The following is a 12,932-nucleotide window of genomic DNA, read 5'->3' on the forward strand; positions in this document are numbered from 1 at the left end:
GCCGATCCAGCCCATCTCGCATGGAGGATGTCATGAGCGAATCGAATGACGCATTACAGGCGCTGCAAGCGTCCGTCGCCACCCTGCAGCAGAAGGTCGATGCCAACGCGGGCAGCCAGGCCGGCGATACCGCCGTGCTGTTTACCGTCGTGTCGCTGATGCTGGCCGAGCTGCCGCCCGACACGCGCAACCTGATCGAGGATTCGTTCTCCGTCTGGGCCAATGGTCTGTCGAATGCGGCGCTATCGGCAGACGTAAAGCAGATCGCACGGCAACGGCTCGCGATGACACTGTCGGACTGATCGCGGTCGACCGCGGTTGCGCGATGTCCCGCGCGTACCGTGCACCCCGCGCTCGCCTGCGCCGGCCCCACGGCGCGCACCGGCTGCGGTGCGCGCGGGGCCGGGCGTAGCCGGTTCGCGCCCGCGCTGCGTGTCGCACTCAGGTTCGCTCGCCGCTTCACTCCCTGCTTTTCTCCCCGCTTTTCTCCGCCTTTCGCTCCCCGTTTGCCGGCTACCGGCGCCCTGTGCGCCCATGTCGCACCGCGCCGTTCGCCCGCCGCCCTTTACCGCTTTCCCGCCCCCTTCCACCGCCGGCGGCCCGTGCCGCCGTGCGCGCGCCCGTCTGTACTCCTTGCCGCCGAATCGCGCGCCGATGTGAGGGTGCAATTCACGGCCGGTCCGGCACGGAACTGTGTCTTGGAGGGCCCGCGCCGATTCGCTATTTTGAACGCAGTCGAAGCGATGCCGTGGGCTCCTCTCGGCACGCGCGCTTTCCGCCCGGACCGCGACCGTGAGCCACGCCGGCGCGCGCTGCGCGATCGCACGAGTGCGGCCCGCGCGCCGCCGCGGTGCGTGCCGTGCCTGCGGTCGGCGCGCGTGAGCGCCGCACCGCATCGGGCTTCACCCTTCGTCCCATCTTCACCGACAGGAGCCAGACCACCATGCCCGCACTTTGCGATATCTGTCACGCCCGGCCGGCCGTCGCGCGCGCAACCGTGATGCAGGACGGCGAGCGCAAGACGATCTCGATCTGCGATTACCACTTCCGCCAGCTGATGCGGCATCAGAGCATGCTGAATCCGTTCGATGCGCTGTTGGGCGGCGGCGGACCGTCGTCGTTGTTCGGCGGCCTCGGCGACGAATCGCCGCTCGCCGCCGAGATCCCGCGCGAATCGGTCGACCCGACCGACGCATTCAGCGAACAGACGCTCGAACTGCTGCAGCGCGCGGCCGAGAAGGCGCACGAGCTGCGCCGCAGCGAGCTCGATTCCGAGCACCTGTTGTACGCGCTCGCCGACACCGACGTCTGCGCCGCGCTGCTGAAGGAATTGAAGCTGTCGCCGCAAGACATCCGGTCGTACATCGACGAACACGCGCACACCGGCGCGGCCGCGCCCGATGCGCCGCTCGACAAGCTGTCGATCTCGCCGCGCGTGAAGAAGGCCGTCCAATACGCGTTCCAGGCGTCGCGCGATCTCGGCCACTCGTACATCGGCCCCGAGCACCTGCTGATCGGGCTCGCGTCGGTGCCGGACAGCGTCGCCGGCACGCTGCTGAAGAAATACGGCGTGACGCCCGAGGCGCTGCGCCAGAAGGTCGTGAAGGTGGTCGGCAAGGGCGCCGAGGACGGCCGCGTCGACGCGCCGACCGGCACGCCGAACCTCGACAAGTTCGGCCGCGACCTCACCGCGATCGCACGCCAGGGCAAGCTCGATCCGGTGCTCGGCCGCGCGCAGGAAATCGAAAGCACGATCGAGGTGCTCGCGCGCCGCAAGAAGAACAATCCGGTGCTGATCGGCGAGCCGGGCGTCGGCAAGACGGCGATCGTCGAAGGGCTCGCGCAGCGGATCGTCAACGGCGACGTGCCCGAAGTGCTGCGCGACAAGCGGCTCGTCGAAGTCAACATCAACTCGATGGTGGCCGGCGCGAAGTATCGCGGCGAATTCGAGGAACGCGCGAAACAGCTGATCGACGAAGTGACGGCGAAGCAGGACGAACTGATCCTGTTCATCGACGAGCTGCATACGATCGTCGGCGCGGGCCAGGGCGGCGGCGAAGGCGGCCTCGATATCGCGAACGTGCTGAAGCCCGCGCTCGCGCGCGGCGAGCTGAGCCTGATCGGCGCGACGACGCTCAATGAATACCAGAAGTACATCGAGAAGGACGCCGCGCTCGAACGCCGCTTCCAGCCCGTGTTCGTGCCGGAGCCGAGCGTCGAGCAGACGATCGTGATCCTGCGCGGGCTGCGCGACAGCCTCGAGGCGCATCACCAGGTGACGTTCGCCGACGACGCGTTCGTCGCGGCCGCCGAGTTCGCCGACCGCTACATCACGTCGCGCTTCCTGCCCGACAAGGCGATCGACCTGATCGACCAGGCCGCCGCGCGCGTGCGGATCGGCGCGACGTCGCGTCCGGTCGACATTCAGGAAGGCGAAGCGCAGATCGCGCAACTGAAGCGCGAGCAGGACTATGCGACCTCGCGCAAGCGCTTCGACGAAGCGAAACAGTTCGAAGAGCAGATCAACGCGAAGCAGAAGGCCGTCGACGAGAAGATGGAGGCGTGGCAGCGCAAGACCGGCTCGGAGACGCTCGAAGTGACCGTCGAATCGGTGGCCGAGGTCGTGTCGCGACTGACCGGCATCCCCGTGTCCGAACTCACGCAGGAAGAACGCCAGAAGCTGCTGAAGATGGAAGAGCAGTTGCGCGAGCGCGTGGTCGGCCAGAGCGATGCGGTGGTCGCCGTCAGCGATGCCGTGCGGCTGTCGCGCGCGGGGCTCGGCCAGACGCACCGGCCGATCGCGACGTTCCTGTTCCTCGGGCCGACGGGCGTCGGCAAGACCGAGCTCGCGAAGGCGCTGGCCGAGACCGTGTTCGGCGACGAGCAGGCGATCATCCGCATCGACATGTCGGAATACATGGAGCGCCACGCGGTCGCGCGGCTGATCGGCGCGCCGCCCGGCTACGTCGGCTACGACGAAGGCGGCCAGCTCACCGAGCGCGTGCGGCGCCGCCCGTACAGCGTGATCCTGCTCGACGAGATCGAGAAGGCGCACCCGGACGTCTACAACGTGCTGCTGCAGGTGTTCGACGACGGCCGCCTGACCGACGGCAAGGGCCGCGTGGTCGATTTCAGCAACACGATCATCATCGCGACCAGCAACCTCGGCGCGGCGATCATCATGGACAACCTCACGCAGCCGGAAGCCGCGCGCAAGACCGACAAGGCAATCCGCGACGAACTCATGCAGGTGCTGAAGGGGCATTTCCGGCCCGAGTTCCTGAACCGGATCGACGAGGTGATCGTCTTCCACGCGCTGTCGAAGGACGACATCCGCGCGATCGTGCAGATCCAGCTCGACCGCGTGGTGCGCACGGCCGCCGCGCAGGACATCACGCTCGTGATGGGCGACTCGCTCGTCGCGCACCTGACCGAAGCCGGCTACCAGCCGGAGTTCGGCGCGCGCGAGCTGAAGCGCCAGATCCGGCAGACCATCGAGACGCGACTCGCGAAAGAGATCCTCGCCGACCGGCTGAAGTCGGGCGACCGGTGCGAAGTCGACTACGACAAGGACAGCGACGAAGTGAAGTTCAACAAGCTCGCCGCGTCCGAAGCGAAGGACACCAAGGCAGCAAAAGGCACGAAGAACGCGAAGCAGGACGCCGACGGCAAGCCTGAAGCGAACGGCAAGGCCGGCAAGGCTGCCAACGCAACCGGCGACGCGAAGCCGGACGACACGCCCGCCGACGCCCCCCCGCCCACGGCGAAGCCCGGCAAGAAGTCGTCCGGCGCGAAGAAGGACGCCCGCTAGAAAAACGCATGCCCCGCCACCCGGGGCACGCATGACCGGCTCCGTCCGCCGGACGGAGCCGCCCCACGCCGCGACACGGCGCAACCGAGCCGCCCGCACCGGGCCCGGCTATTGGAGATTCACATGACAAATCGACGCGAAGTGCCAGGCATCAGGAAATACGACGGGCCCGCCGGCGGTTGGGGCGCGCTTCGCGCGACAGCCGATGCGGTGCGCACGCAGATGGAAACCATCGAGGCGCCGATCGTGCTGATGCGGACCAACCAGCCCGACGGCTTCGACTGCCCCGGCTGCGCGTGGCCCGACAAGGAGCACAAGTCGACGTTCCAGTTCTGCGAGAACGGCGCGAAGGCCGTCACGTGGGAAGCGACGACCAAGCGCGTGACGCCCGAGTTCTTCGCGGCGAACACCGTGTCGTCGCTGCTGCGCATGTCGGACTACGAACTGGAGAACATGGGCCGGCTCACCCATCCGCTCGTCTACGACCGCGCGACCGACACGTTCCGCGCGATCGAATGGGACGACGCATTCGCGCGCATCGGCGAAGTGCTGCGCGCGCTGCCGCCCGAGCAGGTCGAATTCTACACGTCAGGCCGCGCGTCGAACGAAGCCGCATACCTGTACCAGCTGTTCGCGCGCGAGCTCGGCACCAACAACTTCCCCGACTGCTCGAACATGTGCCACGAGCCGACCAGCGTCGGCCTGCCGCAATCGATCGGCATCGGCAAGGGCACCGTGTCGCTGGAGGATTTCGACCACTGCGAGCTGATCATCTCGATCGGCCACAACCCCGGCACGAACCATCCGCGGATGATGGGCACGCTGCACGAGTGCGCGCGCCGCAACGTGCCGATCATCGTGTTCAACCCGCTGCGCGAACGCGCGCTCGAACGCTTCGCCGATCCGCAGGACATGATCGAGATGGCGTCGTTCGGCTCGACGCGAATCGCGTCGACGTACTACCAGGTCGATGCGGGCGGCGATGCGGCCGCGCTGAAGGGCATCATGAAGGCGCTGCTGCGGCTCGAGGCCGAGCAAGGCAACGTGCTCGACCGCGACTTCATCGCGCAGCACACCAGCGGCTTCGAGGCGTTCTCGGCCGATCTCGACGCCACGTCGTGGGACGACATCGAACGCGCGAGCGGCCTGAGCCAGGCGCAACTCGAACAGGTCGCGCTCGCATATGCGAAGTCGAACGCGACGATCGTCACGTACGGGATGGGCGTCACGCAGCACAACAAGGGCACGGCCACCGTGCGCCTGATCGCCGACCTGCTGCTGATGCGCGGCAACATCGGCAAGCCCGGCGCCGGCGTGTGCCCGCTGCGCGGTCATTCGAACGTGCAGGGCAACCGCACGGTCGGCATCACCGAGAAGCCGTCGGCCGAATTCCTGAAGAAGATCGAGGACGTGTGCGGCTTCACGCCGCCCGCGCAGCACGGGCACGACGCGGTGCAGGCGATGCAGGCGATGATCGACGGCACCGCGAAGGCGCTGCTGTGCCTCGGCGGCAACTTCGCGGTCGCGCTGCCCGATCCGGAACAGTCGTTCCCGGCGATGGCGAAGCTCGACCTGAGCGTGCATCTCGGCACGAAGCTCAACCGTTCGCACCTGCTGGTCGGCAAGGAAACCTTCATCCTGCCGGTGCTCGGCCGCACCGAGCTCGACATGCAGGCCACCGGCCGGCAGTCGATCACCGTCGAGGATTCGATGTCGATGGTCCATGCGTCGGCCGGCAAGCTCAAGCCAGCATCGAACCAGTTGCGCTCGGAGCCCGCGATCGTGGCCGGCATCGCACACGCGACGCTGCCGAACAGCAAGGTCGCATGGCTCGACCTGATCGCCGACTACGATCGCATCCGCGACCTGATCGACAAGACGGTATCCGGCTTCGAGGCGTTCAACGAGCGCATTCGCACGCCGGGCGGCTTCCGCCTGCCGCTGCCGCCCACCGAGCGCGTGTGGCCGACGCCGACCGGCAAGGCGATGTTCTCGGTCTACAAGGGCGTGAAGGAGGACGCGGACGTGCTCGGCGCCGAACAGGTGCTGCGCCTGATCACGCTGCGCAGCCACGACCAGTACAACACGACGATCTACGGGCTCGATGATCGCTATCGCGGCGTGTTCGGGCGGCGCGACGTGCTGTTCATGAACGCGGCCGATCTCGAGAAGTACGGGCTCGAACACGGCGACCTCGTCGACATCGAGACGGTCACCGCATCGGGCCGTACGCTGCGCCTCGAGAAGATCACCGCGATCGAGTACGACATCGCGCCGGGCTCGGTCGGGGCATACTACCCGGAAGCGAACGTGCTCGTGCCGCTCGACTACATCGACAAGGAAAGCGGCACGCCGTCGTACAAGTCGGTGCCGGTGCGCGTCGTGCGCTCCGCCGTCGTGTGATGCCGCGGCAGGCGCGCGCCACGTAGCCCGCTGCGTGCCTGCCCGACTCCCGCCACCGCTCGCCGCCGCGGCGCGAGCGACGCGGCGGCCCCTTCTTCATCGTGCCGCCGTCGGCGGCATCGTCGCGCCCGTCTGCCGGCGCCGATACGCGCTGTCGCGCGTCGCGAGCCAGTAGTACAGCGGCGACGTCAGCAGCAGGCCCACGAGCCACGACAGGTCCGCGCCGCCCAGATGGGCGGGAATCGGGCCGGCGTACATCGGCGTGTTCATGAACGGAATCTGCACGACGATGCCGATCGCATACGCGAGCAGCGCCTGCGGATTGAAGCGGCCGTAGATCCCGCCGTCCGCCATGAAGATCGACTGGATGTCGTACTTGCCCTTGTGGATCACGTAGAAGTCGATCAGGTTGATTGCCGTCCACGGCACCAGCACGACCAGCAGCGCGAGCACCAGATCGACGAGGTTGCCGACGAAGTTCGTCGACGCGCCGATCGCCGCATAGCAGCAGGTGACGAAGATCGCGACCGACACCACCGCGCGCGTCTTCGCGGTCGGAATCCACTTGTATGCGAACGTCTGTACCGACGTGATCACCGCGAGCACCGCGCCGTACAGGTTCAGCGCGTTGTGGCTGATCACGCTCAGCAGGAACAGCACCAGCATCAACGGGCCGAGCGGGCCGGTCGCCTGCTTGACCGCATCCATCGTGTCCGCGCCGGCCGGCACCGCGAGCACCGCGACCGCGCCGAAGACGAACGCGAGCGTCGAGCCGATCGTGCAGCCGAGATAGGTTGCCCAGAACGTCGACGCGACGCCGACGTTTTCCGGCAGATAGCGCGAATAGTCCGACACGTACGGCGCGAACGCGATCTGCCACAGCGCCGACAGCGATACCGTCGCGAGCCAGCCCGCGAAGTCGAAGCCGCCGCGCGTCAGGAAATCGGCGGTGCTCACGTGCGACAGGATCATCCAGAAACCGACGGCGATGCCGATGCCGAGCACCCATGTGCCGATCCGGTTCAGGATGTGGATGAACCGGTAGCCGACGATCCCGATCAGCCCGGAGCCCACCGCGCCGATCACGATGCCGACGGGAACCGGCACCGACGACGCGATGCCGTGCACCGACTTGCCGGCGAGCACGATGTTCGACGCGAAAAAGCCGACGTACATCACGGCCGCGATCACCGTGACGAGCAGCGCGCCCCACGAGCCGAACTGCGCGCGGCTCTGGATCATCTGCGGAATCCCCATCTGCGGCCCCTGCGCCGAATGCAGCGCCATCAGCACGCCGCCGACCGCCTGGCCGACGACGATCGCGACGATGCCCCACATCAGGTTCAGGTGGAACATCTGCACGCCGAGCGCGCCGGTCACGATCGGCAGCGGCGCGATGTTGCCGCCGAACCAGAGCGTGAACAGGTCGCGCACCTTGCCGTGGCGTTCCGAGGGCGGCACATAGCCGATCGTGTGCTTTTCTATCATCGGGGACGCATTGCGTTCCGCGTTCGTCATGGTGATGTCTCCAGTCCTGCGCGGCGATGCGCGCGTGCCGTGTGCGCCGGCGCGCGTCGGGGGGCGCGCCGGCAATCGGTCCGGATACGCGAGCGCCGCCGCGCTGCATGCACGCGGCGGCGCCGAACGAAGCGTCGCGTGCGCCGCCAGGCGGGGACGGATGACGTGTCCTGCCGGCACCCACGCGGCCTCGTCGCGATCCAGGCTGGAGACGATGGTGCGCCATGCGCATCGGGACCGGAAAATACTAAAAATATTTCCGCGACATACGAAAAAGCTCTGCAGCGGAAATTTCGGCGCCGAACGACTTCAGGTAAGGTGCTACGCGAATCCAACAGCATGCGCCCGCGGCGGCACGCCGGGGCCGGGCATCAGGGGTGCTTGTGGCTCACTACACTTTGCGGCAACTGAAATACTTCGTCACGACGGTCGAATCCGGCAGCGTCGCCGAGGCATCGCGTCAGCTCTTCATCGCGCAGCCGTCGATTTCCAGCGCGATCAAAGGGCTCGAAGAGAGCTTCGGCGTGAAGCTGTTCATTCGCCACCACGCGCAGGGCGTGTCGCTGACGCCGAGCGGCACGCGCTTCTACCGGAAAGCGCAGGAACTGCTGCGCATCGCGCACGAGTTCGAACAGAACGCGCTCGCCGACAACGACGTGATCACCGGGCAGATCGACATCGGCTGCTTCGAGACGGTCGCGCCGCTGTATCTGCCGCAACTGATCGCGGGTTTTCGCGAGCGCTACCCGGGCGTGAACATCCGGCTGCGCGACGGCGACCAGCAGGAACTCGTGCAGGGGCTGACGTCCGGCACGTTCGATCTCGCGCTGATGTACGACCACGATCTCGACGGCACGATCGAAACCGAGCCGCTGATGCCGCCGCAGCAGCCGTACGTGCTGCTGCCGGAGCACCACCGGTTCGCGGGCCAGACGCACGTGTCGCTGCGCGACCTGTGCATCGAGCCGATGATCCTGCTCGACGTGCAGCCGAGCCGCACGTATTTCGTCAGCCTGTTTCACGAGCTCGGGCTCACGCCGAACATCGTGTTCGGCTCGCCGTCGATCGAGATGGTGCGCGGGATGGTCGGCCGCGGCTTCGGTTTCTCGCTGCTCGTCACGCGCCCGCATTCCGACTATACGTACGACGGCCAGCGCGTCGTGACGATCGGCCTCAGTGAAACGGTCAGCCCGTCCGGGCTCGTGAGCGCACGGCTGAAGCGCGGTCAGCTCACGAAACAGGCGCAGTCGTTCGTCGATTTCTGCCGCGAGCGGCTCGCGCAGATCGTCGCACAGCCGGTGCAATCGCCCCCATCGGCTCGATAGCGGCGGCAAGGTCGACGATCGGGAACGGGACGAGGACGACACGCGCGGCGCTGGGGCCGGCGCATGCGTGCCGGCCGCCCGTTCAGGCGGCGGACGAGAGATACGCGACCAGACGGCCCAGCATCGCGTCGCATCCATGCAGTTGTTCGAGCGTGACGAACTCGTCGGGCTTGTGTCCCTGATCCATGCTGCCCGGCCCGCACACGACGGTCGGAATGCCGGCCTGCCCGAACAACCCGCCCTCGGTGCCGAACGCCACCGTGCCGAACGCGTCGGACCCGCTCAGCAGCGCTAGCAGGCGCGCGGCCTCGCTGTCCGGCGCGGTCGCCAGCCCCGGATACGCGCCGAGCGGCTGCAGCCGGATATCGGTATCGGGCTGCACCGCGCGCATCCTCGGCAACAGTTCGGATTCCGCATAGTCCTGCAGCGTTCTCGGCACGTCGTGCGCATCGAAATCCGGCAGCGCACGCACCTCGAAATCGAATTCGCATTCGGCCGGCACGATGTTCAGCGCGCGGCCGCCCTTGATCAGCCCCGTCTGCACGGTCGAGAACGGCGGATCGAAGCGGCCGTCGTGCCGTTCCGGCCGCGCGAGCGCCGCGCCGATCTCGCCGAGCCTGCCGATCAGCTTCGCCGCATAGTCGATCGCGTTGACGCCCGACGGCGCGTAAGCCGAGTGACACGCGGCGCCCTTCACGTGACAGCGCATCGCGAGCTTGCCCTTGTGACCGAGCACCGGCTTCAGTTCGGTCGGCTCGCCGATCAGGCACATCCGCGGACGATGTTCGCGCGCGGCGAGTCGTTCAAGCATCGGCCGCACACCGAGACAGCCGACTTCCTCGTCATACGAGAACGCGAGATGCACCGGCAGGCTCAGCGGCCGCGCGACGAACGCCGGAACGGCCGCGAGCACCGACGCGATGAAGCCCTTCATGTCGGCCGTGCCGCGGCCGTACAGCCGGCCGTCGCGCTCGGTCAGCCGGAACGGCTCGACCGTCCACGCCTGCCCGTCGACCGGCACCACGTCGGTGTGCCCCGACAGCGCGACGCCGCCGCGATCGCGCGGGCCGATCGTCGCATACAGGCTCGCCTTCGTGCGTTCCGCGTTGTAGAACAGTTCGCTCGGCACCCCCCACCCGGCGAGATAGTCGTGGATGAAGCCGATCATCTCGAGATTCGAATCGCGGCTGACCGTCGCGAAGCCGATCAGCCGTTCGAGCAACGCGCGGCTCGACGGATCACTCATCGCCCGGCACTCCGTAGCTCGGCGCGGCGGTCGGGTTCAGCGCGCGTGTCTGGTAGTCCTGCATCTGCGGTCGATACGCGCGCCACAGCGCATCGAGCTGCCCGATCGGATCGGCGTCGGCCCAGTCGATGCGCAGGTCGACGATCGGCCAGGTCACGTCGCCGGCCACCTTCAACGCGGCCGAATGCACCGGGCCGGCCTCGCCGCCGGCCGTCATGGCCGCGTGCATCGCGGCCAGCAGCCTGTCGGCGAGCAGGCCGGACGCCTGCTCGAAGGCCCGCACCATCGCGTCGATCACGGCCGGCGCGGCCAGCAGGTTGCCGGCCGCCACGCATTGTTCGCCCTGCACCGCGTGATGCGTGCCGAGCGCCTCCTTGCCGGTGAAGCATGCCGTCTGCCCCTGCCCGTCGATCGCCGTGACCTGCCTGTACTGGCTCCAGCCGTTCGCGCTCAACGCGCGGTCGAGCGCCGCGGCAGGCGCGAGCAGGTCGTGTTCGATCAGGTCGAGAACCTGAGGGCCGAGCGCCGGCAGCGTGATGTTCTGCGTCGCGACGGCGCCGACGCCCGCGCGCACCCACGGGCAGCGCGCGCCCACCGCGATGCTCGACGAGCTGATCGCGATCCCGAGCTGGCCCGTCTCCGGGCAGCGCCCGACGATGGAGAAAGTCATGTCGCCCCCTATGCGCGGCTCGGCTGCCAGTTGTCGGGAATCACCGCGATCACGTCGATTTCCATCAGCCACTGCGGCTGCCCGAGCGCGGAGACGACGAGCCCCGTCGAGATCGGGTAGACGCCTTTCAGCCACTTGCCGACTTCCCGGTACACGGGTTCGCGATAACGCGGATCGATCAGGTAGGTCGTCGTCTTCACGACATGCGTGATGTCGCTGCCGGCTTCCTCGAGCAACTGCTTGACGTTCTTCATCGCCTGCTCGGCCTGCGCGCGCGCGTCGCCGAGGCCGATCAGGTTGCCGTCGAAATCGGTGCCGACCTGGCCGCGCACGTAGACGGTGTTGCCGGCGCGCACGGCCTGGCACAGGTCGTTGTCGAGCGTCTGGTTCGGATAGGTATCCTTCGTGTTGAACATCCGGATACGCGTATGGGTAGGCTGGCTCATCGAGGTCCTTCGAGTGTCGGTGGGGTCGCCCGCCGCGCCGGAAGCCGTCGCGACGCGGCTGGATGGGTCTGTTCGTCAGGCGATCAGTTCGCCGCTTCGGCGAGCAGGAGCGTGTCGGGCCGCGCCGCTTGCGGGGCCGCGCGGCGCTGCGACGCGTCGTGATACGCGAGGTACTTGCGCTGCGTGACGATGTGATCGGCGATGTGCTTCGCGTCGTGCCACACGCCCCAGATGAAGCTGGAGCCGCGTCGCGACAGCCAAGGCAGCCCGAGGAAATAGATGCCCGGCTCCTTCGACACGCCGCGCTGGTGCTGCGGCTTGCCGTTCGATCCGAACGCGTCGACGTTCAGCCAGCCGTAGTCGGCCGCGTAGCCCGTGGCCCAGACGATCGACGTGATGCCTGCGCCGGCGAGATCGAGCGTGAGGATCGGATGCGTCACGCAGTCGGGATCCGGCAGGATGCGCCGTGCGTCCGGCTCTTCCGGCAAGTCGAGGCCGTTGCGGGCCGCATACGCGTCGGCCGCGTCGAGCAGCGACAGGTAGTTCTCGTCGCCGCGCGCGAGATTGATCGCGAGATCGCGTTCGAACACGGCCACGCCGCCGTCGAACGACTTCGTCAGTCCGACCAGCGTCACGCCCTGGTTCGCGAGCGCGCGGAAATCGACCGTATGGCCGCCGCGTGCACCGCTCACCGCGATCGTCACGTGTTCGCGGCCGGGTGTCGCGACTTCCTTGTCCCATTCGCCGAGCACGCCGAGCCACCAGCAGAAGTCGCGGCCGCGATATGCACGCGGCGGGCGATCGTGCGGCCCGACCGACAGGTAAACCTGCCGGCCCGCACGCTGCAGCTCGTCGGCGATCTGCACGCCCGACGAACCCGCGCCGACCACCAGCACCGCGCCGGCCGGAAGCTGGCCCGGGTTGCGATAGTCGGCGGAGTGAATCTGCACGATGCGCGCGTCGTCCGGCGCGATCGGCGGAATCACCGGGCGCTGGAACGGCCCCGTCGCGACCACCACGCGGTTCGCCTCGATCGTACCGTCGGACGTCTCGACGACGAAGCCCGGCTTGCCCGTGTTGCGCACCACGTTCTTCACTTCGACGCCGGTGCGGATCGGCGCATCGAACTTGCGCGCATACGCTTCGAAGTAGTCCGCGACCTGGTCCTTCGATGCGAACGCGTCGGGATCGAGACCGTCGAATTCGAGGCCCGGGAACCGGTCGTGCCAGGCGGGGCCGTTCGCGACCAGCGAATCCCAGCGCCCGGTGCGCCAGCGTTCGGCGATACGGTCGCGCTCCAGCACGAGGTGGGGCACGCCCAGCTTGCCCAGATGCTCGCTCATGGCCACGCCGGCCTGCCCGGCGCCGACGACGAGCGTATCGATTGCGGTTGTTTCGACTGCCACGGCTGTCTCCTTCTGAAGTGCGGCTCATGCGACGCGCGTGGTCGCGTGAGCGGGAATGGAGACATTCTGCTGACAGGCTGCGTGGGGCGAAACGAGGTTTTTTGTTG

9 protein-coding genes are annotated in these 12,932 nt (G+C 67.8%); 4 read left to right on the forward strand and 5 right to left on the reverse strand.

The window, feature by feature from the left end:
- Positions 1–32 precede the first annotated feature (32 nt).
- The 3 genes from WS95_RS00445 to WS95_RS00455 all read left to right on the forward strand — a co-directional run bounded on the left by WS95_RS00445 (position 33) and on the right by WS95_RS00455 (position 6,214).
- Positions 33–302: a hypothetical protein gene (locus WS95_RS00445; RefSeq protein WP_059821772.1), complete on the forward strand. Its 270-nt coding sequence runs from the start codon at positions 33–35 to the stop codon at positions 300–302.
- A gap of 641 nt (positions 303–943) precedes the next feature.
- Positions 944–3,811, forward strand: a complete 2,868-nt coding sequence (locus tag WS95_RS00450) for an AAA family ATPase (RefSeq protein WP_059821679.1) — start codon at positions 944–946, stop codon at positions 3,809–3,811.
- A 123-nt stretch (positions 3,812–3,934) separates the two neighbouring features.
- Entirely contained in the window at positions 3,935–6,214 is a 2,280-nt protein-coding gene (locus WS95_RS00455; protein WP_059821681.1) for an FdhF/YdeP family oxidoreductase, read from the forward strand.
- Between the two features lie 96 nt (positions 6,215–6,310).
- Here WS95_RS00455 and WS95_RS00460 read toward each other — a convergent pair whose 3' ends face one another.
- Entirely contained in the window at positions 6,311–7,732 is a 1,422-nt protein-coding gene (locus WS95_RS00460; RefSeq protein WP_059821683.1) for a purine-cytosine permease family protein, read from the reverse strand.
- A gap of 383 nt (positions 7,733–8,115) precedes the next feature.
- Between WS95_RS00460 and WS95_RS00465 the strand changes: the two genes are divergently transcribed.
- Positions 8,116–9,057 carry a LysR substrate-binding domain-containing protein gene (locus tag WS95_RS00465; RefSeq protein ID WP_059821684.1) on the forward strand — a complete coding sequence of 314 codons (942 nt, stop codon included), beginning with the start codon at positions 8,116–8,118 and terminating at the stop codon, positions 9,055–9,057.
- A gap of 82 nt (positions 9,058–9,139) precedes the next feature.
- Here the strand turns inward: WS95_RS00465 and argE are convergent, their stop codons facing one another.
- The 4 genes from argE to WS95_RS00485 form a co-directional block, all read right to left on the reverse strand.
- Positions 9,140–10,303, reverse strand: a complete 1,164-nt coding sequence (gene argE, locus WS95_RS00470) for an acetylornithine deacetylase (RefSeq protein WP_059821686.1) — start codon at positions 10,301–10,303, stop codon at positions 9,140–9,142.
- Positions 10,296–10,973, reverse strand: a complete 678-nt coding sequence (locus WS95_RS00475; protein WP_034209297.1) for a DUF1028 domain-containing protein — start codon at positions 10,971–10,973, stop codon at positions 10,296–10,298. The genes argE and WS95_RS00475 overlap by 8 nt, the downstream gene beginning before the upstream one ends.
- Before the next feature lie 8 nt (positions 10,974–10,981).
- Positions 10,982–11,419: a RidA family protein gene (locus WS95_RS00480; protein WP_059785193.1), complete on the reverse strand. Its 438-nt coding sequence runs from the start codon at positions 11,417–11,419 to the stop codon at positions 10,982–10,984.
- 83 nt (positions 11,420–11,502) lie between these two features.
- The gene (locus WS95_RS00485; protein WP_059821688.1) at positions 11,503–12,825 is read right to left on the reverse strand and encodes a flavin-containing monooxygenase; all 1,323 of its coding nucleotides are present in this window, start codon (positions 12,823–12,825) and stop codon (positions 11,503–11,505) included.
- Between the last annotated feature and the right edge of the window lie 107 nt (positions 12,826–12,932).

Origin of the sequence: Burkholderia sp. MSMB1826, from assembly GCF_001526325.1 — a bacterium.
Lineage (GTDB): Bacteria > Pseudomonadota > Gammaproteobacteria > Burkholderiales > Burkholderiaceae > Burkholderia.

Coding starts and splice junctions, on each gene's coding strand:
- WS95_RS00445 (WP_059821772.1), top strand. CDS start 33: ATGAGCGAATCGAATGACGCATTACAGGCGCTGCAAGCGTCCGTCGCC.
- WS95_RS00450 (WP_059821679.1), top strand. CDS start 944: ATGCCCGCACTTTGCGATATCTGTCACGCCCGGCCGGCCGTCGCGCGC.
- WS95_RS00455 (WP_059821681.1), top strand. CDS start 3,935: ATGACAAATCGACGCGAAGTGCCAGGCATCAGGAAATACGACGGGCCC.
- WS95_RS00460 (WP_059821683.1), bottom strand. CDS start 7,732: ATGACGAACGCGGAACGCAATGCGTCCCCGATGATAGAAAAGCACACG.
- argE (WP_059821686.1), bottom strand. CDS start 10,303: ATGAGTGATCCGTCGAGCCGCGCGTTGCTCGAACGGCTGATCGGCTTC.
- WS95_RS00475 (WP_034209297.1), bottom strand. CDS start 10,973: ATGACTTTCTCCATCGTCGGGCGCTGCCCGGAGACGGGCCAGCTCGGG.
- WS95_RS00480 (WP_059785193.1), bottom strand. CDS start 11,419: ATGAGCCAGCCTACCCATACGCGTATCCGGATGTTCAACACGAAGGAT.